The sequence below is a fragment of the Kribbella pratensis genome (genome assembly GCF_004365355.1).
Classification (GTDB): Bacteria; Actinomycetota; Actinomycetes; order Propionibacteriales; family Kribbellaceae; genus Kribbella.
Genome location: NZ_SODP01000004.1, coordinates 98349 through 118557, shown reverse-complemented (window position 1 = coordinate 118557; position 20209 = coordinate 98349). Strand labels below are relative to the sequence as shown.

General features: G+C 67.7%; 17 protein-coding genes. 5 read left to right on the top strand and 12 right to left on the bottom strand.

Annotation, left to right across the window (positions count from 1 at the left end; translation table 11 throughout):
• Window positions 1-16: 16 nt before the first annotated feature.
• The 4 genes from EV653_RS34895 to EV653_RS34880 all read right to left on the bottom strand — a co-directional run bounded on the left by EV653_RS34895 (window position 17) and on the right by EV653_RS34880 (window position 4406).
• Entirely contained in the window at window positions 17-1531 is a 1515-nt protein-coding gene (locus EV653_RS34895) for an HNH endonuclease signature motif containing protein (RefSeq protein WP_134109675.1), read from the bottom strand.
• Between the two features lie 139 nt (window positions 1532-1670).
• Window positions 1671-2066 (bottom strand): hypothetical protein, encoded by a 396-nt coding sequence (locus EV653_RS34890; RefSeq protein WP_134109673.1) that lies wholly within the window; start codon window positions 2064-2066, stop codon window positions 1671-1673.
• An 18-nt stretch (window positions 2067-2084) separates the two neighbouring features.
• On the bottom strand, window positions 2085-2609 hold the full coding sequence (locus EV653_RS34885; RefSeq protein WP_134109670.1) for a dihydrofolate reductase family protein: 525 nt from the start codon (window positions 2607-2609) through the stop codon (window positions 2085-2087).
• A gap of 51 nt (window positions 2610-2660) precedes the next feature.
• A complete protein-coding gene (locus tag EV653_RS34880) occupies window positions 2661-4406 on the bottom strand; it encodes a hypothetical protein (protein ID WP_202871977.1) in 1746 nt (581 codons plus the stop codon).
• A 205-nt stretch (window positions 4407-4611) separates the two neighbouring features.
• Between EV653_RS34880 and EV653_RS34875 the strand changes: the two genes are divergently transcribed.
• Genes EV653_RS34875 through EV653_RS34860 form a run of 4 tightly spaced genes read left to right on the top strand, consistent with a single transcriptional unit; the run spans window position 4612 to window position 8865 of the window.
• The gene (locus EV653_RS34875; RefSeq protein ID WP_134109666.1) at window positions 4612-5535 is read left to right on the top strand and encodes a carbohydrate ABC transporter permease; all 924 of its coding nucleotides are present in this window, start codon (window positions 4612-4614) and stop codon (window positions 5533-5535) included.
• On the top strand, window positions 5525-6409 hold the full coding sequence (locus tag EV653_RS34870) for a carbohydrate ABC transporter permease (RefSeq protein WP_134109664.1): 885 nt from the start codon (window positions 5525-5527) through the stop codon (window positions 6407-6409). The genes EV653_RS34875 and EV653_RS34870 overlap by 11 nt, the downstream gene beginning before the upstream one ends.
• A 19-nt stretch (window positions 6410-6428) precedes the next feature.
• Window positions 6429-7739 (top strand): ABC transporter substrate-binding protein, encoded by a 1311-nt coding sequence (locus EV653_RS34865; protein ID WP_134109662.1) that lies wholly within the window; start codon window positions 6429-6431, stop codon window positions 7737-7739.
• Between the two features lie 25 nt (window positions 7740-7764).
• Entirely contained in the window at window positions 7765-8865 is a 1101-nt protein-coding gene (locus tag EV653_RS34860) for a Gfo/Idh/MocA family protein (RefSeq protein ID WP_134109660.1), read from the top strand.
• A gap of 602 nt (window positions 8866-9467) precedes the next feature.
• Here EV653_RS34860 and EV653_RS34855 read toward each other — a convergent pair.
• Both EV653_RS34855 and EV653_RS34850 read right to left on the bottom strand, forming a co-directional pair.
• On the bottom strand, window positions 9468-10874 hold the full coding sequence (locus tag EV653_RS34855) for a sensor histidine kinase (RefSeq protein ID WP_134109658.1): 1407 nt from the start codon (window positions 10872-10874) through the stop codon (window positions 9468-9470).
• Window positions 10875-10937: 63 nt separating this feature from the next.
• The gene (locus tag EV653_RS34850) at window positions 10938-11852 is read right to left on the bottom strand and encodes a phosphotransferase enzyme family protein (RefSeq protein ID WP_134109657.1); all 915 of its coding nucleotides are present in this window, start codon (window positions 11850-11852) and stop codon (window positions 10938-10940) included.
• A gap of 181 nt (window positions 11853-12033) precedes the next feature.
• On the opposite strand from EV653_RS34850, the gene EV653_RS34845 reads away from it, so the two are divergent.
• Window positions 12034-13416 carry a hypothetical protein gene (locus tag EV653_RS34845; RefSeq protein WP_134109655.1) on the top strand — a complete coding sequence of 461 codons (1383 nt, stop codon included), beginning with the start codon at window positions 12034-12036 and terminating at the stop codon, window positions 13414-13416.
• A 1-nt stretch (window position 13417) separates the two neighbouring features.
• Here the strand turns inward: EV653_RS34845 and EV653_RS34840 are convergent, their stop codons facing one another.
• From EV653_RS34840 to EV653_RS34815, 6 genes are all read right to left on the bottom strand, one after another.
• Window positions 13418-14638 (bottom strand): cytochrome P450, encoded by a 1221-nt coding sequence (locus EV653_RS34840; RefSeq protein WP_134109653.1) that lies wholly within the window; start codon window positions 14636-14638, stop codon window positions 13418-13420.
• Between the two features lie 17 nt (window positions 14639-14655).
• Complete coding sequence (locus tag EV653_RS34835; protein ID WP_134109651.1) at window positions 14656-15399, bottom strand: hypothetical protein; 744 nt, start codon at window positions 15397-15399, stop codon at window positions 14656-14658.
• Window positions 15396-16292 carry a CPBP family intramembrane glutamic endopeptidase gene (locus EV653_RS34830; protein WP_134109649.1) on the bottom strand — a complete coding sequence of 299 codons (897 nt, stop codon included), beginning with the start codon at window positions 16290-16292 and terminating at the stop codon, window positions 15396-15398. The genes EV653_RS34835 and EV653_RS34830 overlap by 4 nt, the downstream gene beginning before the upstream one ends.
• A 97-nt stretch (window positions 16293-16389) precedes the next feature.
• The gene (locus EV653_RS34825; protein WP_134109647.1) at window positions 16390-17034 is read right to left on the bottom strand and encodes a response regulator transcription factor; all 645 of its coding nucleotides are present in this window, start codon (window positions 17032-17034) and stop codon (window positions 16390-16392) included.
• On the bottom strand, window positions 17025-18770 hold the full coding sequence (locus tag EV653_RS34820; RefSeq protein ID WP_134109645.1) for a sensor histidine kinase: 1746 nt from the start codon (window positions 18768-18770) through the stop codon (window positions 17025-17027). Before EV653_RS34820 ends, EV653_RS34825 begins: the two co-directional genes overlap by 10 nt.
• A gap of 93 nt (window positions 18771-18863) precedes the next feature.
• Entirely contained in the window at window positions 18864-20087 is a 1224-nt protein-coding gene (locus tag EV653_RS34815; RefSeq protein WP_134109643.1) for an aldose epimerase family protein, read from the bottom strand.
• Between the last annotated feature and the right edge of the window lie 122 nt (window positions 20088-20209).

Genomic DNA, 20209 nt, shown 5'->3' with positions numbered 1-20209 from the left:
CACCCAGACGTCTTGTTCAGGCAGCAGGCTCGGTGTCGTTCCACGGATCGAGTGGGATGGGTTCTGCGACGATGGCGGATGTGGGCCGGGTAGGGCTGGTCGGTCGCGTGGCTGGTTCATCATCGCCCAATGGGTTTAAGAGGTCGGATGGACGGGTTGTGGGCGTGACGGGTTCTCCCCCGCCCCACGGGTTGAAGGGTGGCGCCGGGGGTTGGTGAACGATGTCCGCGATCGGTGGTTTGTATTTGCTGGGTGGGATCGGCGTGGGGTCTGCCCAGGTGGGGCGGGTTACCTGGACGGTGCCGTTGAGGATCTGGATGTGCCAGTGGCCGGAGTGGAGGTCGAGGTGATGGCGCTTGCAGAGCAGGGCGAGGTTGGTGATGGCGGTAGGTCCGCCGTCGAGCCAGGAGATGATGTGGTGCGCTTCGCACTGGATGGGCGGGGCGCCGCACACGACGCACCCTTTGTCGCGAGCGTTCAGTGCGCGGCGCATCGGGCGGGTGACGAGCCGCTGGGTAGTGCCGACGTCAAGGGGTTGTGACTTGGTGCCCAGGACCATCGGCAGGATCTGCGCGTCGCAGGCGAGGCGGCGTACGGTCGCCGCGGACAGGTTGTCGCCGAAGGTCAAGTGGCCGGTCGCGTTCGCCGTAGCAGCGGCGAGGTCGTTGTAGTCGATGGTAATGCTGATGTGCGGTCTCGGTCCGTGGCCCGCCACGAAGTCGCCGTCGGTGCTGGTAGTGGCGGCGTGTGCGGTCGCAGTGGCGTGGGCGGTTGCAGCCGAGTTGAGTACGGCGGTGAGGGCGTCGGCTTGGCGCTTGTCGCGGGGACGCGGGTCGAGCTCGCCGTCGACGGTTTTGTGGGGTTTGGCGTGGGCGTGGATGAGGGTGCGGAGAAGTTCGGCGTTCTCGTTGGCGAGGTAGCCGCGGAAGGTGACGCCGCGGTCGACGGTCTTCAGGGTGAGGGACTCGCGGTCGTACGCCGCTTTCTCGTCTGGTTCGGGGCCGTCGGGGTCGAGGATGTCGCGGATCCTGCGGCCTGCCTGGCGGAGTTCGGCGGGTGTGTGGGTTGCGGCCAGGTCGATCAGTTGCTGTTCGGCGAACTCGAGGTTCTCGGTCGGCACCGTCGCGGGGACCTGATTCAGGACCGAGACGATCGCGGCTGCCTGCGCCGGCGAGACGTGCCACGCCGTTGGAGCCGGCTGGGCGGTCACTGGGTGGGCATAGGGCACAGCTGGGTCGGGGAGGGCGGCAGAGGTGGCGGCGTACCTGGTCAGGTGGGTGGCGATGCGGACCTGGCGACGGGCCTCAGGCGCGTCGGTGCGGTATCGCTGGGTCAGGAGACGGGCGGTGTCTCCGGCGCCGAGCTCGGTGGCGTAGCCGGACTGGTCGATGGCTGCGATGAGGTGGAGCTCGAGGGTCTCCAGGCGGGCCTTCTCCGCGACCACCGCGTCGAGAGCGGACAGCTTCTCGCTGTCGCTCATCGACCAGACGGGCCGTTCGCCGAGGACCTCCATGCCGACAACTCTAGACATGCCCTCCGACAGTTTTCCAACCAGAGAATCCCTTATTTTGAAGGGATTCCGAGGCAATCAGTTATCCACAGGCAGACAAGTCGCCGATGGAGCCTGGGCCGTCTGATGGGGGCGACCGATGGGCCAAGGCCTTGGTGCTCTAGCTGGAGACTGAGTCGAGGACATCCCAGCGATACAGCCACTGGGCGACCCGATCCCGGGCGATCGCCTGATGTCCGCTGTCGCGGACCGCGTGGGCCTCGAGGCCTGCACGCCATTCCTGTCCGGGAACGATGAACAACATCGGCGCCGGGTTGGTGAAGTAGACGAGCACGACGACGTCATAGGTCTCGTCGTTGACATCTCGCCGCCAGTCGTCTGTCTGCCATTCGCCGCTGAACCGGCTGTAGACGCGGATCCTGATCCTCTGTCCCGCTGTGTCGAGCCGGTATGAACCTCTGACTGTGCGGACGGCCACGTAAATCCCTCGTTGCCCCAACTGATCGAGCACGACACCAATCGCCCGCTGATGCTTGGTGTCGTTGGTTACCGCCATGCTTGAGTCCCTCCGGTTTCAGTGCTGGATCGTGTAGTCCGATTGGGTGAAGCCGGCCTTGAGGGTGCGGGTGGCGTTGTGGGTCAGGGGGATTTCGGTGGGGAGGGGGCCGAAGAGGGGGATGCCGGTGCCTAGGAGGACGGGGGCTGTGGTGATGGTCAGTTCGTTGAGGAGGCCGGCGGCCAGGAAGGTTTGGATGGTTCGGGCGCCGTCGGTGTAGATGCGTTGGGCGCCTCGGTCGGTGAGGGTTTCTACCAGGGCGTCCAGGGTGCGGTGGACGAGGATGCGGTCGTCGGTGTTCGGGTCGAGGGTCGAGCTGAGGACCTCCACCTGCTTGCCGTCGTACGGCCAGACGTCGTACGTCAGCGCCAGCTGATAGGTGTTCCGGCCGAGTACGACGGTGTCGATCGAGGACATGAATTCGTCGTACCCGGTCTCGCCGGCCTGTTCGGCTCGGGTGGTGAGCCAGTCGACGGAGCCGTCGGGGCGGGCGATGTAGCCGTCGAGGCTGGTGGCGATGAAGGCAGCGGCGTGGAAGCTCACGCCGACATTTTAGTAGCCCGCCACCTCCGGCCGGTCCAAGAACTGTTCGAACTACGACGACACTCGCAACTGGAGTACCTGACGCCCGGGAATCCGGCCGGTCAGGTAGACGCGCAGACCGTCCGGGGTCAGGCTGCCGCCGAGGTACGTGTACCGCTCGCCCGGGTCCATCGGCACCCGCGCGGCGCCGTTCCCGGGACCGAACTCGATCCGGTCCGAGCCGACGGTGTAGCTGCCCGTGCCGGAGACGAGCTGATAGTTGCCCGAGGCATCCAACGCATCAACGCCCGCCAGGGTCCCACCAGGACGGAAGCACAGTTCGATCGCGTACGCCGTTTCGTCGCCGTCGAAATCGAAGACCAGGTCGAAGCCGTTCGAAACCTCGGTGACAGCAATCTCGGTGCGTAGCGTGCGGTACTGCTTAGGACGGTGGCCGAAATCCATCGACGCGTAGAAACGGCCTTCCGGGGTCAACGCATAACGGCCGTCAGCCCGGCGATATCGCTTCGGAAGCGGCAGGTGATACGGGACGCTCACCTCAGAGGACAGCTTGAAGGTTTTCCCCGACACCTGCAGACCATTGCTGCGGAAGTGACCGGTGCTGAAGAACTGCGGCGACAACCGGACCGAGTCCAGGATCGCCGCGCCGTTGCGGAGCTTGAAGAACGTCGGGTTCGTGGACAGCCCTGACGAGATCACCGGGATATCGTGAAAGTCCGTCCCGCCGAACACGGTCGCGGTCCGCGCCCCGCGGCGTACGCGTGCCGACGCCTGCGACGGGAAGTGCTGGACGAAATCGGTCGGCACCGGTCGAGCGTCCGGGAGCGCGGCGGCAAGCTCAGGCCGCTCGAGCACCTCCGCCAGGAAGTCGCCGAGCTCACCCGTGCCGCGCGTTTCGATGCTCTTGGCAACAGTCGTGAACCGGCCGTCGTTCGTGTGCAGTGCGAGCTCGCGGAACTGCGTCAGGTACCACCAGACCTCGCGCAGACCCTTCTGGTCCTGGCGCCGGGAGGCCGTCGTGTCGACCTCACCGTTCGGCTCCAAGAGATACAGCGTCGCCTCGAGATTCCGTCGTACGTAGTCCACCAGCGCCGGCTTGTCACGGAGCCAGGCGATGGTCAGCAGGCACGGGTTCGTGACCTCGGCGGCGTACGTCGAGCTGCGTTCGCTGTAGATCCCGTCCGGGGTCGCGTCGATGCCTTCGTCGAGCCACTCGTCGATCCGCGCCGCGTACCGCCGGTCCGGGAACAGGTGGTGTGCGCGGGCGAGCGCCGCCGACACCTCCCACCGATGATTCGGCGTGTGTACGCCGCCGGCGGCGAGGGCAGGCGCCGCCTTACGAATCACGGCGGCAAGCGTCGTACGCAGCGACGAGGTCTCCGTCGAGTCATCCGCGTCGAGCAGCGCGTACAGCACGCACACGTCCTGGATCGCGAACGAGCTGTCCGGCGGAGAGTGCAGGTTGCCGACGTCATACAGACCGTCGTCATGTTGCCGCGCCGCGAGCTGGTCGACCAGCCAGCCGAGCGGCCCGAGCAGCGTGGTGTCGTGGTGGTACGACGACCTGCCCCACACGTATCCGGAGATCAGCCGCCTGGCCTTTCGCGCGACGGTGCGGATGCTGTCGCCGGCGTTCTGGTAGTTCGCCAGCACCAGCGGGATCTGGGCCTGGTTGGCGCTGGTCAGCAGGGTCAGGAAGTCGTCGTCCACAGCAGCTACCTCAGCACGCGCCGCGGTCGGTTGTGCGCCGACCGCAACTGTGGTCAGCGAACCGGTGAGGAAAGTACGTCGCAGCATCGGCATCTCCTGGCGGTAAGCGGTTGCCAAATGCTCAGAACTGTCGCTCCGGAACTTTGTCCTGTCAATAGCTCGCACGGCGGCCGGATCCGGACAGCTCCTACCTCGGCGAACCCTTGCGGGAACCGGTTTCTTGTACTAGTTTGACCGGCCAAGGCAAGCGCTTTCCAACCGCTTTCCATCACTGTCCGGAGGTGCTACGACAATGAGTGCGCTGGGTGAGCTCGGCAGCCTCCGGGGGAAGAAAACCGCAGGTCAGAAGAGAGACAACCTGGCCGGGTATCTGTTTCTGGCCCCGTGGCTGTTAGGGCTTTTCCTCATCACGATCGGGCCGATGCTGGCCTCGCTGTACCTGTCCTTCACGGACTACAACCTGATCCAGGCCCCGAAGTGGATCGGCCTGGACAATTTCACCCGGATGCTGTCCGACGAGCGGCTGCACAACTCACTCCGGGTGACGTTCACCTACGTGTTCGTGTCGGTCCCGCTGCAGCTCGCGATCGCCCTGCTGCTGGCCGTCGTACTCGACCGTGGCGTCCGCGGGATGGCGTTCTATCGGTCGGTCTTCTACCTGCCGTCACTGCTCGGCTCGAGTGTTGCGATCGCGATCCTCTGGCGGCAGGTGTTCGGGACAACCGGCCTGCTCAACCAGTTGCTCGACCTCGTCGGCATCCACGGCAAGGGCTGGATCTCCGACCCGAGTACGGCGCTGGGCACGCTCGTCGTACTGAACGTCTGGACGTTCGGCTCGCCGATGGTGATCTTCCTGGCCGGGCTGCGACAGATCCCGTCGATGTACTACGAGGCCGCGTCGGTCGACGGCGCCGGGACGCTGCGCCGGTTCTTCAGCATCACGCTGCCGCTGCTGACGCCGATCATCTTCTTCAACCTGGTGCTGCAGATCATCCACGCGTTCCAGGCGTTCACGCAGGCGTTCGTGGTCTCCGGAGGCAGCGGCGGTCCGTCGGACTCGACGATGTTCTTCACGCTCTACCTCTACGACCGGGGCTTCGGGAACTTCGACATGGGCTACGCGTCCGCGATGGCCTGGTTCCTGCTCGTGATCATCGGCATCTTCACCGCGGCGAACTTCCTCCTCTCGAAGTACTGGGTGTTCTATGACGACTGAAACGCTCCGCACCACGGTCGCCGCCCGGCGGACCGGCGTCGTCACCTGGGCGCGGGTCCGGCCGCTGGTGATCCACGTCGTCCTCGCGGCGTCCGCGCTGGTGATGCTCTACCCGGTGATCTGGATGGTGGTCAGCTCACTGCGGCCGGGCAACGAGATCTTCCGCGACCCCGGGATCCTGGTGAAGGACCTGCGGATCGACAACTACCGGGTCGGCTGGAACGCGCTGACCGAGCCGTTCACCCGCTACCTGCTGAACTCGGCGGTGGTGGTGCTCGGCTCGATCTTCGGCAACCTGGTTTCGTGCTCGATGGCGGCGTACGCGTTCGCCCGGCTCGAATTCGTGGGCAAGAAGTTCTGGTTCGCGATCATGCTGCTGAGCATCATGCTGCCGATCCACGTGGTGATCGTGCCGCAGTACATCCTGTTCTCGCACGCGGGCTGGATCAACACGTTCCTGCCGCTGATCGTGCCGAAGCTGCTGGCGACGGACGCGTTCTTCGTGTTCCTGATGGTGCAGTTCATCCGCGGCATCCCGCGCGAGCTGGACGAGGCCGCCCGGATCGACGGCTGCGGCCGGGGCAGCATCTTCCTGCGGGTGATCCTGCCGCTGATGGTGCCGGCGCTCGCCACCACGACGATCTTCACGTTCATCTGGACCTGGAACGACTTCTTCAGCCAGCTGATCTACCTGACCGACCCGCACATGTACACCGTCCCGGTCGCGTTGCGGGGCTTCGTCGACTCGACCTCCAGCAGCTCCTGGGGATCGATGTTCGCGATGTCGGTCGTCTCCCTCGTCCCGGTCTTCCTCGCCTTCCTGTTCGGCCAGCGGTTCCTGATCAAGGGCATCGCGACCACCGGCATCAAGTAACCCCTGAAAGGTGCACATCATGAGGCTGCACATCCCCCGCGTGGCAACGGCCCTGGCCCTGGCCACCACGTTGCTGGCGGCAAGCGCCTGCGGCGGCGACTCCGGCGGTCCGGGCGGGTCGTCGGACGATGCCGGCGGCAAGGTCACGCTCCGGTTCACCTGGTGGGGGTCGGACACCCGGACCAAGCTCACCCAGCAGGTGATCGACGCGTACCAGAAGGACCACCCGAACGTCACGATCAAGGGTGAGTTCGGTGAGTGGTCCGGCTACTGGGACAAGCTCGCCACGACCGTCGCGGCGAACGATGCCCCGGACATCATCCAGATGGACGAGAAGTACCTGCGGGAGTACGCCGACCGCGGCGCACTGCTCGATCTGAAGAAGGCGCAGGGCCTGGACACCGGCAAGTTCGAGCCGGACACGTTGAGCGCCGGTGAGTTCGACGGCGGGCTGTACGGCCTGAACGCCGGCATCAACTCGTTCGCGGTGGTCGCGAACCCGGCCGTGTTCAAGGCGGCCGGCGTGGCGATCCCGGACGACACCACCTGGACCTGGGACGACTTCGCCCGGATCTCCGCGGAGATCTCGACGAAGCTGAACGGCAAGGGCTGGGGGACCGGCGCGCTCGGCACCAACGAGGCCGGCCTGAACCTGTGGGCCCGTCAGAACGGTGAGTCGCTCTGGACCAAGGACGGCAAGCTCGGTGTCTCGCCGGAGAAGACCACCGACTTCTTCAAGTACGTGCTGAAGCTGCGGGACATGAAGGCGATCCCGTCCGCGGAGTTCACCTCGCAGGACATGAACGCGGCGCTCGACCAGTCCGCGATGGCGACCGGCAAGCTGGCGATGAGCTTCATCTGGAGCAACCAGCTGCTCGCGTTCAGCCAGGCGTCCGGCCAGCAGCTGAAGCTGCTGCGGATCCCTAGCACCGACGGCAAGGCCGCAGACAACGGCTCCTACTACAAGGGCTCGATGTTCTGGTCGATCTCCTCGCGGTCGAAGCACCAGAAGGAGGCCGCCGACTTCGTCAACTACCTGGCGAACAACCCGGCCGCCGGCAACGTGCTGCTGGCCGAGCGCGGCGTACCGCCGAACACCGAGATCCGGACCGCGGTGACGCCGAAGCTGAAGCCGGCCGACGCGGCGTCCGCGAAGTTCATCCAGGACATCGGCAAGGAGCTCGGCGACCCGTCGCCGGCGCCGCCGGTCGGTGGTGGTCAGGTGGAGAAGATCATCCAGCGGTACACGACCGAGGTACTGTTCGGCCGGCAGGCTCCGGATGCGGCCGCCAAGGCATTCCTGGACGAGGTCAACGGGGAGCTCAAATAGTGTTGCTGACAGCAACTGATTGCCGATGACGGGGCCGCGCGTGGCCGTGGCGGGAGTCCACGGCCACGGCGCCTCCCATGTTCGTAACGTCGCCCGGCTGGCCGCGGCCGGCCGGGCCGAACTGGTGGGCGTCGCCGATCCCCGCCCGACCGAGGGTGTGCGCGCCTTCGACAGCCTCGAGGCGTTGCTCGCGGCAACCGACGTCGACGTCGTGATCATCAGTACGCCGATCCAGACGCACGTCCCGCTGGCGGAACTGGCGATGCGAGCTGGCGCCGACGTACTGCTGGAGAAGCCGCCGACCGCGTCGCTGGCCGAGTTCGAGGCACTGTCCGCCGTGGTTGCGGAGACCGGACGCGCCTGCCAGGTCGGGTTCCAGGCGCAGGCGTCCGAGGCGACGCTGAAGCTGGCCGACCTGGTGGCCGCGGGTCAGCTCGGTGAGATCCGCGGGATCAGTGCGGTCGGCAAATGGGTGCGGACCGCGAAGTACTTCCAGCGGGCGCGCTGGGCCGGGAAGCGGCGGCTCGACGGCGTCGATGTGGTCGACGGCGCGGTGACGAATCCGCTCGCCCACGCGACCGCGGCGGCGTTGCTGCTGGACCGGTCGACCGGCGTGGACGACGTACGGTCGGTCGAGACCGAGCTGTACCGCGCGAATCCGATCGAGTCCGACGACACCTCGACGGTGCGGATCGTGACTGCCCGCGGTACGACGATCTTGATCGCGGTCACCTTGTGCGCAGAGGAGCACCTCGAGCCGGCCGTGATCGTGCACGGGACCGAGGGGGACGCCGTACTGGAATACGCCTCGGATCGGATCGGCGAGACGAAGTACGGGCGGGCGGATCTCCTGGAGAATCTGCTCGCGCACCGGGCGGATCCCGCCGTACCGCTGTATGTGCCGCTGGCCGCGACGGGTGGCTTCACCCGGGTGGTCGAGGCCGTGCGGGTCGCGGAGCCGCCGCGCGAGATCCCGGACGAGCTGATTCGCTGGGAAGGCGAAGGACCTGAGCGCCGGCCGATCGTCCTCGACGTCGAGGGCTGGATCGACCGGGCCTCGGACGAGCTGGCGTTGTTCAGCGAACTCGGGGCGCCATGGACGAAACCATCCCAACGGGAGAGCTGACGACGCAGAACCTCGGGTGCTGGTCTACGGGACCGCGATGACCAACGTGTCCGGCGACACCATCCAGATCGGCAGCCCGACCATGGCAGGCCGGCCGAACGCTGGGTACGGCGGATTGTTCTAGCGCGGCCCTCGTGCGTTCACCAACGGCACGATCCTGGCCCCGCAAGGCAAAGGCCGCGACGAGCTCCGCGTCCGCTCGGAGGACTTCGCCGCCGTCTGCCCGGCCCCCCTTCTTCTTCGAAGAACTCCCGTTCCCGGCCGCCGACACCGCCGCTTCAGGTATGCCGTACTGGTAGCCGACGGCCTGTCCGACGACAACGGCGCCGCCGGCCTGGCCGCCCAGGTGACCAAGGCGCTGGCGGCGGGCTGAACGCCGGATCCCCAGGCCACCACAATCTGTCCCTCGGCGGTCGCGCCCGCCGGGCGTGCTTCGCAAGCGAAGATTGTGATGGCCTGGCGATCCGCCCTCAGGCCGTCTTCACGCTTCCGCCGTCGATGAGGTAGTCGGCGCCGACGATGTTGGCGGACGACACCGACGCCCTCGCGACCCAGCTTGTCGACACTCTTCTCCGCGGCGTTGGCAGCCCGACCGCCCAGCTCTAGGTAGGTAGGGCCAGGGTGAAGTTGGTGTTGCCTGGGGTTGAGGTGAGGGTGAGGGTGCCGTTGTGGGCCTCGGTGATGGAGCGGGCCAGGGAGAGGCCGAGGCCGGTGCCGCCGGTGGTGCGGGTGCGGGCGGTGTCGGCTCGGGTGAAGCGGTGGAAGACGTTCGGGAGTAGGTCCGCGGGGATGCCCGGGCCGTCGTCGTGGATGGTGAGTACGGCGGAGTTGTCGGCGAGCTTGGCTGCGACAGTGACCGTGGTGCCGGCCGGGGTGTGGCGGCGGGCGTTGGTGAGCAGGTTGGTGACAACCTGGTGGAGGCGCTGCTCGTCGCCGATGATCACGATCGGGTCAGATGGCAGCTCCAGTTCCCAATGGTGGCTGGGGGCAACTATCTGGGCATCGGTGACCGAGTCGCGGGCGAGCCGGGACAGGTCGACCGGGCTGCGGTCGAGCGGCCGGCCGGCGTCCAGGCGGGCGAGCAGCAGGAGGTCCTCGACCAACGACGCCATGCGGGTGGTCTCGACCATGACCTTTCCCATGGCGTGCCCGTAGAGCTCGGGATCGCGTTGGCGGAGGCTCAGCTGCGCGTAGCCGTGGATCGTGGTGAGCGGCGTACGGAGTTCGTGGGATGCATCGGCGACGAACTGCCGTACCTGCTGCTCACTGCGGTGTCGTGCGTCGAGTGCGTTCTCCATATGACCGAGCAGCGTATTGAGAGCGACCGCCACCTGGCCGACCTCCGTACCTTCGTCGGTCAGCTTATCCGGCACCCGCGCGGTCACCCCGATCTCCCCGGTGTCTAGCGGCAGCCCGGCCACCTCACGGGCCGTCTGGGCGACTCGCCGCAGGGGCCGCAGCTGACGCCGTACGACGAAGACACCGACGCAACCCGCGGTCAGTACGCCGATGCCGCCGAAGAGCACCTCCCAGCCGATCAGGCTGTTGACGGTGTTCTGGATGTCCTTCGTCGGCAGCCCGGTGATCACCATGACCGAACCGACGTTGGATGCGTGCACGCGATACTCGCCCAGGGCCGGCAGATCGACCGTGCTGTTCTGGCCGGCGGTCAGGTCATCGAGTACGCCGACCGCCTGGTCGCTGAGCTCGCTGAGCGTGCCGTCGGCGGTGATCACGTTGCCCGCGGCCCCGGTCGAGGTGACGTATACGGTCACCGTGCCCGCGTCCTGTCCGTGCGGAGCGTCCCGCGGCGGTCCGGTCGGATCGCCGTGCGTCAGCGCGTTGATCGCACGGCCCTGGGTCGCGGCCACCTTTCCGTCGAGCTGCCCGGTCAGGTACGAGCTGATCGCGGCGGTCGTCAGCGCGCTGATCACGAGACTCACCACCGCAACCAGCACCACCATCGCCGCCGCGACCCGCACACTCAACGACCGCGCCGCAACCCGCATGCCCCCAGCATGTGCCGCCAGCCCTCAAGCAGCCTCCACGTTCCCTGGCACCTGGCTGTGAACTCACAGCAGTACTGCGGCCGCCGCGCGCAGCCCGTCCAACTCCGCCGCCGCCCACCCCTCGGCTCTTGACTCCGTACCGCGGAATCGCGGCTTGTCGACGAGGTGGAAGCGCAGGTTGAAGATACTTCCGACAACCTGGAGGTACGGGATCGCGGCCTCGTCCTCCGCAGTGATCGCGCCGTACCCGGCCTTGAACGCCTCCCAGTGCGGCGTCGTCGCGACGCCGGTGAAATCCGCGGCCAGTGGGCCGACTGCTGCGAGGTCGAAATCGAGCAGCAGAAGTCCCTGCTCGGTCAACAAAACATTGTCCAGGGTGACGTCGCCGTGGCAGGTTCCTGCCTTTGGGTACTGCGCGAGGTTGTTCCGTACTGCGTCCGCCAGCGACCGGAGCAGGTTTTCCTCCGAGTTGTCCACGGCGAGAATCTGCTCGAGCGGTTCGTCGAGCCGATGGACGACATCGGCCGGCCGCCGGAAGTACGGCGACGTGTAGTTGCCGGCGGCATTGTGGAATGCGGCGAGTTGCGCACCGAAGGCGGCGTACAACCCGTCGGTGAACGGCCGCTCCGGCTTGCTCCCCTCGACGTACGACGAGAGGGTGAACGTGCGGGGCCCTTCCGGCGTCTCGAGCAGCCCGACCGTATCACCGTCGAGCAGCGGAAGCACCGACGGAACGAGTACGCCGGCCGACCGCAGATGGGCCGAAAGCCCTGTCTCCCAACGGATCTCGTCGGGATGGCGGCCGTCGTACCGGTAGAGCTTGAGGATGTACCGCGCGCCGTCGTCGCCGGCGAGCTCGTACACGTCGTTGACCAGCGACCGGAGCAGTACGGCGCCGGTGAAGCCGAGCCCGTACCGGCCGGTGAGGTGCGCGGCGAGGGCGCCGGGGTCGGGGAGGGAGCGCACGGACGGGACCATGGATGCGAGGATATGAGTCGTTTGAATGACGCAGGTTGCGGGGAGGTTCGAGACGTTTCCGGATTCGCCTCCCCTTCCGGGGCCGGAAACCGGTAGCCTCGTGCAGCGCGCTATATGGGGGCCGCCGTTCCACCCACCCGACGAACTGCCGGAGAGCCCAAACCGGTCAGGAGTGCACGTCTTGCAGGAGAACACCAGCAGCACCAGTACTGGCGAACTGGTCAACGTACCCCTTACCGGTGCGGACAAAGTCGCCTACGCCTTTTACGCGACCGCGGCCGCCGCGGCGCTGGTCGGCCAGGTCTGGGCCGGCGTGACCCACATCCCCTGGCCGAGCGACGGCTTCTCACCGTTGCTCAAGATCATCCTCGTGACGCCGGCGGTCGCGGTGCTCGAGCTCGGTGGTGTCGCCACCGCGGCCCTTGCCGACCTGCGCCGGCGCAAGGGTGAGCAGGCCTATGCCTACCGCGCGATGTCGTTCTTCGCGGCGCTCGTCGCGGTCGTGTTCAACGTGGTCGGCCACTGGCGGCCGGAGGAGCGGTTCCTCGCCTTCGGCTTCGGCGGCCTGTCCGCGTTCGCGTATGTGCTCTGGCTGATCCACAGCTCGGCCCGTCGTCGTGACGCGCTGCGCCGTGCCGGCCAGATGCGCGAGACCGGTCCGGTGTACGGCGTCGTGCAGTGGGCCCGCGAACCGCGGGTCACCTGGCTCGCGCGGTCACTGGCGATCGAGCACGGCTACGGGCTGTACGAGAGCCTGCGTGCGGCCCAGCACCAGATCCGCAACCGGAGTCGTCGCGAGGCGATCGCCGGCACCGTCGCGGAGTACATCCGGTCCGAGCACCAGGACGAGCGGCTGGCGAAGATCGCCGAGACGACGTACGACCCGGACCGGCTGGCCGGGATGCTCGAGGAGCGGATCAACTACGAGGTCATCACCAGCAAGCTGACCAAGGCGATCTCGCCACCGCCCGAGCCCGAGGAGGCTCCGGCCGTGCCGGCCGCGGTCTGGGTGCTCGAAGGTGGTCAGCCGCGACGGGCGGACGGCACCGGGGTAGGACTGCGTGACGACGACGCCTGGACCGGTGAGCTGATGGCGATCGTCGACCAGGACCCCACCGACAGCGGGAACGTGTCCGAGGCGGTCGTCGTCGAGGACGAGAGCGAACCGCAGCACGTCGTGAACGGTACGTCGAGCAGCCTCAAGCCGTTCGCCCCGCAGCCGAAGGCCGAACCGCTGGTGGAGAAGCCGAAGCCGCCGTCGCCGTTCGCCGTCCCGGCCGACCCGCAACCGCCGGCACTCATCACCACCCCGAAGGTCGAGCCGGTGCTGCCCGACCCGGAGCCCGTTGTCGTTGCGGAGCCGGAGGAGGACAAGCCGGAGCCGACGCTGCTGGAGAAGAGGCGGACGCGGGCGTACGCGTTGCTGTCCGACTGGGGGCCGGAGCGCGGTGAACTCACCGCCAAGAAGATCGCCGATGCGATCGCGTGCAGTGAACCGATGGCGCGCAGGTATATCGAGCAGTACCAGGCCGAGCACGGCGTCGTACTGGTTTCGCAGAACTGATTCACCCGGCTGCCGGTGAACCTCCCAGGTTCACCGGCAGTTCCGCGAGACCGCTGACCAGCACGCGACGCCATTCGAGTTCTTCGGCCGGCTTCGCGAGGCTCATCCGCGGGAAGCGGCGTACGAGCGCCAGCAACGATTCCTGCAGCTCGATCCGCGCCAGCTGGGCGCCGAGGCAGAAGTGCGGCCCGAAGCCGAACGACAAGTGCTTGTTGTCCGGCCGATCCACGCGGAGCTCGTCCGGCGCGTCGTACGCCCGAGGGTCCCGGTTGGCCGAGTTGAGCGCGGCCATCACGCCCTCGCCGGCCTTGATCTGTACGCCGTGCAGCTCGATGTCCTCGACCGCGACCCGAAGCTGACCGACCTCGCTGAAGCGGTTGAAGCGCAGCAGCTCCTCGATCGCGGTCGGGACCAGCTCGGGCTCTTCGACGAGCCGGGCCCAGTTCTCCGGCCAGCGCAGCAACGTCGCGACGCAGCTCGAGATCTGGTTCGCCGACGTCTCGTGACCGGCGACCAGCAGGTTCACGCCGAACGCGATCAGCTCTTCCTGGCTGAGCCGATCGCCCTCCTCGCGGGCTCGCACCAGCTCGTCGAGCAGGTCCTCGGCGGGCTGGTCGGTGTTCGCCAGCTTCCTCGTGACCAGGTCCTCGATGTACGCCGTCAGGTTGGTCATCGCGTCCTCGACCAGGTCCTTCTCGGCCATCTTCATGCTGTACCCGAGCTCGGTCCACTCGCGGAACTGCGCACGATCCGCATACGGTACGCCGAGCAGCTGGCAGATCACCTGGATCGGCAACGGCAACGCGACGAGCTGGCGGATGTCGGCACCGTCACCGGCACGCGCGACATCCTCGGCCAGCTGCGCCGACAGCTCCGCCACCCACGGCCGGGTCCGCTCGATCTTCCGGTGCGCGAACGTTGGCACCACCAACCTTCGCAGCCTGGTGTGCTCCGGCGGATCGGTCGTGGTCAGACTGTTCGGCATCGGCTTGGCCAGCGCCACCCGCGGCGCTCCCTGCTTCACCACCGCAGCCCGCGAGAACCGCGGATCCGCCAGCACGAGCTTCACATCGTCGTACCGCGTCACCAGCCACACCTCGGCGCCTGCCAGCGTCCGCACCCGAGCCACGGGACGTGATTCCCGCAGCTCGGCGAAGGTCGGTGAGGGATCAAACCGAAACGCATCATCAAACGGGATCTGCAACACAGGCTCGTCCGACATACCCCGACCCTAAGTTGTTAGGTAACCCTTCGCTCGCCGGTCCGCGCGTCGCGCCGGGTGACGATCGCTGCCACGATGGCGGCGGCCCCGATGATCAGCAGTACGACGGCGCCGACGAGCGCGCCGGCCGTGATGCCCTCGACGGCGGGCAGGGTGCCGCCGACGCTCAGGTCGACGGCGACGTTCCGCGAGCCGTCGGCGTTCATGATCACGACGGACCAGTCGCCGCCGCGGGTGTTCCAGGTCAGTGTGCTGGGTCCGGTGCCGGTGGCGGAGGCAACCCAGAAGGACTGCGAGGCCGGAGCGGCGGACGGCTCGTCTCCCGCCTTGGTCGTGGTGGAGAGCTTGACGGGATCGACGTCGAAGTCCGCGATCTCGTCGTGCCCGACACCGTTCAGGTATGCCGTGACGTCGGCCGCCGGACCGATGCCGACGAACACCGCCGTACCGGGCCTCTTCGACGCGAAGTCCATCCGGATGTCGCCGAGGAAATCGTCGGTGTAGAGCGCATCCGGACCGGCGCCGCCGATGTCGAGCGACGGAGCCGACAGCGCGTACGAACTGGTGGTGAGGCGTTCCGGTCCCGCGGTGAAGTATCCGTTGCCGTCGCGCTGGTGCTGGGCCCAGAGCCCGAAGCCGCCGATCGCGAACAGGATGACGCTGACCATCGCGAACAGGCCACCCACGACGACGAGCAGGGTGCGCCAGCCGCTCCAGGAACGACGTGCCGGTGGTGCGGGAACCAGCGGTGTGGTGGTCATGAGACACGCTCCGGTGTCGCTGACGAGGAGGTGGCGATGGTCGGGGAGGGACGGGTCCAGAAGCGGCGGCTGACGATCAGCAGGGTGATGGCGACCGCGCACCACACGGCGACGTACAGCCAGGTCTCGCGGGTCGCGTCCGCACCGCCGGGCCAGAGGTCCTCGGTGTTGATGCTGCCTTCGGTGGCGTGGGCGATGAGCGTGATGAGCACGCTGCCGGCCGCATGGTTGAACAGCCACGCGTACCAGAAGGTGACAGCGACGGTGGTCAAGGCCTCGAAGGGCTTGAGCCCGAAGGAGGAGATGAAGAACAGCGGTGCGTGCCAGCCGGTGATCGCGAGGGCCATGATCGCGGTCGCGGCGAGCGGCGTGCGGCTCGACTGGAGCTTCGGCTGCGCGAAACCGCGGAAGCTCGGCTCCTCGCTCAACGGTCCACCGGTCGGATCGATCATGTTCATGCCGATGACGACCGCCAGGCCGTACCAGGGGGTGAACTGACCGCTGCTGGGTGACGGTGCGCCCATCGCCTGGTTGATCCCGATGGTGACGAAGTGGACGAGCAGTGGTACGGCGATCGCAACGACGTACCAGATCCAGCGGACCCGCCAGCGGATCACCCGGGTGCCGATCGCCCGCAGGCCGGCGAGGCCTTCGGTCAGGAATACGACGACGAGAGCGGCGACCAGGGCGCCCGGAGCGAAGAAGCTCCCGAACGGGACGCCTCCCCAGGCGAGGACGTAGGCCAGGACGAAGAAGCTGATCACGGGGTGGTTGCGGACGAACGACATGACGGATCTCCTTGCGGACGAGTGGCTGCCAGGTGGTGCCGCGGCGCGGGCGGGCGGCGGGGTGCCGTCGTCGTCGGGCTGGTTCTGGATGATTCGGGTCTTCACGGCGCCTCCAGAGGGTCTCCTTCGAGACTCGCGTCGGCGCGCGTGTTCGGCAGACCGGGCAACCGGTGAAGGCGGGGTTCGGGTTTCTGGTGTCCGGTCAGGCGCGCAGATACAGCAGTACGGCGAGCACGCGGCGCGACTCGCTACGCGTCGACGGGATGCCGAGCTTGGTGAAGATGCCGGAGACGTACTTCTCCGCGGCCCGCAGCGTGACGACCAGGTCGTCGGCGATGCCCTGGTTGGAGGCGCCGGTCGCCATCAGCTCCAGCACCTGACGTTCGCGCGGGGTCAGTACGGCGAGTGGGTCGTCGCTGCGTCGTCGTTGCAGCAGGGTCGAGACGATCTTCGGATCGATGGCCGAGCCGCCGGCGGCAACCCGCCGTACCGCGCCGGTGAAGTCCTCGACGTCGCTGATCCGGTCCTTCAGCAGGTACCCGACACCCTCGGCCGACTCGGACAACAGTTGCATGGCCAGGCCGAGCTCGAGGTACTGCGACAGCACGAGTACTCCGACCTCGGGCTGCTGCGCGCGGATCTGCAGCGCGGCGCGCATCCCTTCGTCGTTGTGGGTCGGCGGCAGCCGGATGTCGAGGATCGCGACCTCCGGCGGGAAGCCGCGGACGTACTGGAGCAGGTCATCGGCGTTGTCGTACGCCGCGACCACGTCCAGCCCGGCGTCGCCGAGGATCCGGGTCAGTCCCTCACGCAGCAGCACGCTGTCCTCGGCGATGGCTACCCGCATGGGATCTCCGCCTCGAGCCGGGTGCCGCCGTCGGCAGGACTCCAGACCCGGAGCCGGCCGCCGATCGCCTCGACCCGGTCGGCGAGACCGCGCAGGCCAGACCCGCGCTCGGTATCCGCTCCGCCGACGCCGTCGTCGACGACCTCGACGACCAGTCGGCCGGCGGACCGGGTGACCCGGACGGACGCGGTTGTCGCGTGGGCGTGCTTGGCGATGTTCGTCAGGCTTTCGCTGACGACGTAGTACGCCGCGACCTCGACATGTTCGGGCAGCCGTCCGTCGGCCACGACCTCCAGCGTGACCGGGACGGCGGCCTGTGCGGTGAGGGACTCCAGCGCGACGGCGAGACCGTGCCCGGTCAGGACCGCGGGATGGATGCCGCGGGCAACATCACGGAGCTCGTCCAGTGAGGCGGTGACCTGCTGCTTGGCCTGCAACAGTCGTGCCTTGGTGTCGGCGTCGTCCGCGGACCGGCCGGCGAGCAGTCCGATCTCCAGGGCCAGCGCGACCAGGCGCTGCTGGGCGCCGTCGTGCAGGTTGCGTTCGAGCCGTTTCCGCTCCTGCTGCTCGGCGTCGATGACCCGCGCGCGGGATCCTTGCAGCTCGTGCAGCCGGGCCCGCAGCTCCGCCTGCAGGCGGCTGTTCTCCAAGGCGATGCCGGCCGCCGCCGCGACGGCGTCCAGCAACTCGTGCTCGTCCTCGAGCGACCGGTCGAACTCGAGCGCGACGACGGGTTCGTGGTCGCGATAGATCACCCGCGTCGCCCGCCCGTCGGATCCGCCGGGCAGCGTGACGGCGTGCCCGTCGGAATCCGCCCAGGTGCTGTACTTCGGCAACCAGAAGGCGAGCGTCAACGACGGATCGTGCAGGGCGCGTGCCAGCGGCTCGCGCAGGTCACCAGCCGGGTCCGCGCGCAGATCCATCAGCAGTGCGCCGACATCGGTGCGGGCAAGTCGCGCGTCGAGCAGTCCGAGCAGGAACACGACGGGAGCAAGACCGAGTACGGCGAAGGTGACGTGCCGGACCGTTTCGATCTGCGGCCAGCCACGCAGCCCGCCGACGAACAGGATCGCGAGCATGATCAGCGCGAGACCGAAGCTGTCCACGAGCAACGCCACCGGGCGTCGACGGACAGGTCTCGCGGACGGTCGCCGTACCAGGAGAAGGGCGGCGCCGGCGAGCAGCAGGGCGCTCATCGTGATCAGCTCCACCTGCTCGATCCGGCCGGCCAGGACCGGTCTGGTCGTGACGGTGAAGAGGCTGTCCGGATTGATCCCGAGCAGGATCTTCGCGAGCTGCAGTACGACGGCCGTCGCGTAACCGGCGGCGACGACCACCTGGCGGGGACGTCCCACGACCCGTCCGGTGGGGTACGCGAGGAACACGTGCAGGAACATGGCCGCCGGCACCAGGTCCAGCAGGTGGCCGATGGAGAGCAAGACCGGCACGGTCGACCACTGCAAGGCGGTCAGGGCCATGACGAATCCGGTGGCGATCATCAGCGGACCGAGCCTGCTGGCCGGGCGGCGCCACCAGGCGAGAGTGCCGCTGATCAGGTACGGGACGGTGATCCAGTTGAAGAGCAGTGCCTGCAAGCCAGGCCGGACCAGCTCGTCTCCCGCCATCGCGAGCGCGACCGAGACGACCAGCGTGCCGAAACCGGCCCCAACGGTCGCCCATAGCGCCCACGGCCCCGGTCCGCGGGCCGGTTCGATCGCCGGCGCCGCCCTCGCCACAACCCGTCACCCACCCTCTACCCGCCAGCGTGCGCCAGTTGGCCGGTGCAGGCAATGGCGAGGTGCAGGACGGCGTCCTGCACCTCGCGGGGGCTACTTGGTACCGAAGCTGTAGATCGTGGTGCTCTTGTAGGTCTCGCCGGGGCGGAGGACCGTGGACGGGAAGTTGGGGTGGTTGGGGGAGTCGGGGAAGTGCTGGGTCTCGAAGGCGAAGGCGTCGCCCTGGCGGTAGGCCTTGTTGCCGATGCCGAGGAAGGTGCCGTCGAGGAAGTTGCCGCTGTAGAACTGGACGCCGGGCTGGTCGGTGTGGACCTCGATCGTGCGGCCGTGCTCGGGCTCCCAGAAGCGGCCCGCGAGGCGCATGCCGTCGTGGTCCGGGTGGCCGGCGATGACGAAGTTGTGGTCGTACCCGCGGCCGAAGACCAGCTGCTGGTGGTCGCCGCGTAGGCGGGCGCCGATCGCGGTCGGCCGGTTGAAGTCGAACGGCGTACCCGCGACCGGTGCGATCTCGCCGGTCGGGATCAGGTTCACGTCGACCGGGGTGTACTTCGCGGCGTTCAGCTCGAGCACGTGGTCGTAGATGGTGCCGTTGCCCTCGCCGAGCAGGTTGAAGTAGACGTGGTTGGTCAGGTTGATGATCGTCGGCTTGCCCGCGACGGTCGCGTGGTAGTCGATCCGCAGGTTGTCGCGCCGGTCCAGCGTGTACGTGACGGTGCTGGTGAGCTCACCAGGAAAGCCCATCTCGCCGTCCGGGCTGACGTAGGTGAACGCGACGCCGACAGCCTTGTCGGACTTGACGACCTTGGCCTTCCACACCTTCTTGTCGAAGCCGATGGTGCCGCCGTGCAGCGCGTTCTCGCCGTTGTTGATCGGGATCTGGTACGTCGTCCCGTCGAGCGTGAACCTGCCCTTGGCGATCCGGTTGCCGTAGCGGCCGATGGTCGCGCCGAAGTACGGGCTGAGCGCCGCGTAGTCCGGCAGGTTGTCGAAGCCGAGGCTGATGTTCGTGGTCCGGCCGCGGCGGTCCGGCGTCTCGACCCGCTGGATGGTCGCGCCCCAGGTGAGCATCGAGATCGTCACCCGGCCGTTGGTGAACGTGTACACGTCCACTGCCTGGCCGTCCGGGGTGGTGCCGAACGGGTCCTTACGGATGTCGAGCTTGCCGTGATGTTCGCCCATGGCGGCCAACCTATCCGGCCTCCCACCGGCGTGGGTCGTGGCGTCCGCGGTGCTGGTGAGTGCGCCCGCGGCGGCGGCACCGAGGCCCAGTGCGCCGGCGGTCCGGAGGACCTGGCGGCGGGGCAGGTGATCGGGCATCGCAATCCCCTCAATCGTTGTAGAAAGCAGACCCTTGGCACGATAAGCGCGCCAGACCGGTGTGTGGAACAGTTCGGATCGGTGTGAATTCGTCCGATCTCTTCTCGGTCGTCGGCGGGATG

Excerpts from the sequence above, each read along its gene's own strand:
- EV653_RS34865 (WP_134109662.1), top strand. The coding sequence starts at position 6,429 with ATGAGGCTGCACATCCCCCGCGTGGCAACGGCCCTGGCCCTGGCCACC.
- EV653_RS34850 (WP_134109657.1), bottom strand. The coding sequence starts at position 11,852 with ATGGTCCCGTCCGTGCGCTCCCTCCCCGACCCCGGCGCCCTCGCCGCG.
- EV653_RS34825 (WP_134109647.1), bottom strand. The coding sequence starts at position 17,034 with ATGCGGGTAGCCATCGCCGAGGACAGCGTGCTGCTGCGTGAGGGACTG.
- EV653_RS34835 (WP_134109651.1), bottom strand. The coding sequence starts at position 15,399 with ATGACCACCACACCGCTGGTTCCCGCACCACCGGCACGTCGTTCCTGG.
- EV653_RS34855 (WP_134109658.1), bottom strand. The coding sequence starts at position 10,874 with ATGCGGGTTGCGGCGCGGTCGTTGAGTGTGCGGGTCGCGGCGGCGATG.
- EV653_RS34895 (WP_134109675.1), bottom strand. The coding sequence starts at position 1,531 with ATGTCTAGAGTTGTCGGCATGGAGGTCCTCGGCGAACGGCCCGTCTGG.
- EV653_RS34840 (WP_134109653.1), bottom strand. The coding sequence starts at position 14,638 with ATGTCGGACGAGCCTGTGTTGCAGATCCCGTTTGATGATGCGTTTCGG.
- EV653_RS34880 (WP_202871977.1), bottom strand. The coding sequence starts at position 4,406 with ATGCTGCGACGTACTTTCCTCACCGGTTCGCTGACCACAGTTGCGGTC.
- EV653_RS34860 (WP_134109660.1), top strand. The coding sequence starts at position 7,765 with ATGACGGGGCCGCGCGTGGCCGTGGCGGGAGTCCACGGCCACGGCGCC.
- EV653_RS34870 (WP_134109664.1), top strand. The coding sequence starts at position 5,525 with ATGACGACTGAAACGCTCCGCACCACGGTCGCCGCCCGGCGGACCGGC.
- EV653_RS34815 (WP_134109643.1), bottom strand. The coding sequence starts at position 20,087 with ATGCCCGATCACCTGCCCCGCCGCCAGGTCCTCCGGACCGCCGGCGCA.
- EV653_RS34875 (WP_134109666.1), top strand. The coding sequence starts at position 4,612 with ATGAGTGCGCTGGGTGAGCTCGGCAGCCTCCGGGGGAAGAAAACCGCA.
- EV653_RS34890 (WP_134109673.1), bottom strand. The coding sequence starts at position 2,066 with ATGGCGGTAACCAACGACACCAAGCATCAGCGGGCGATTGGTGTCGTG.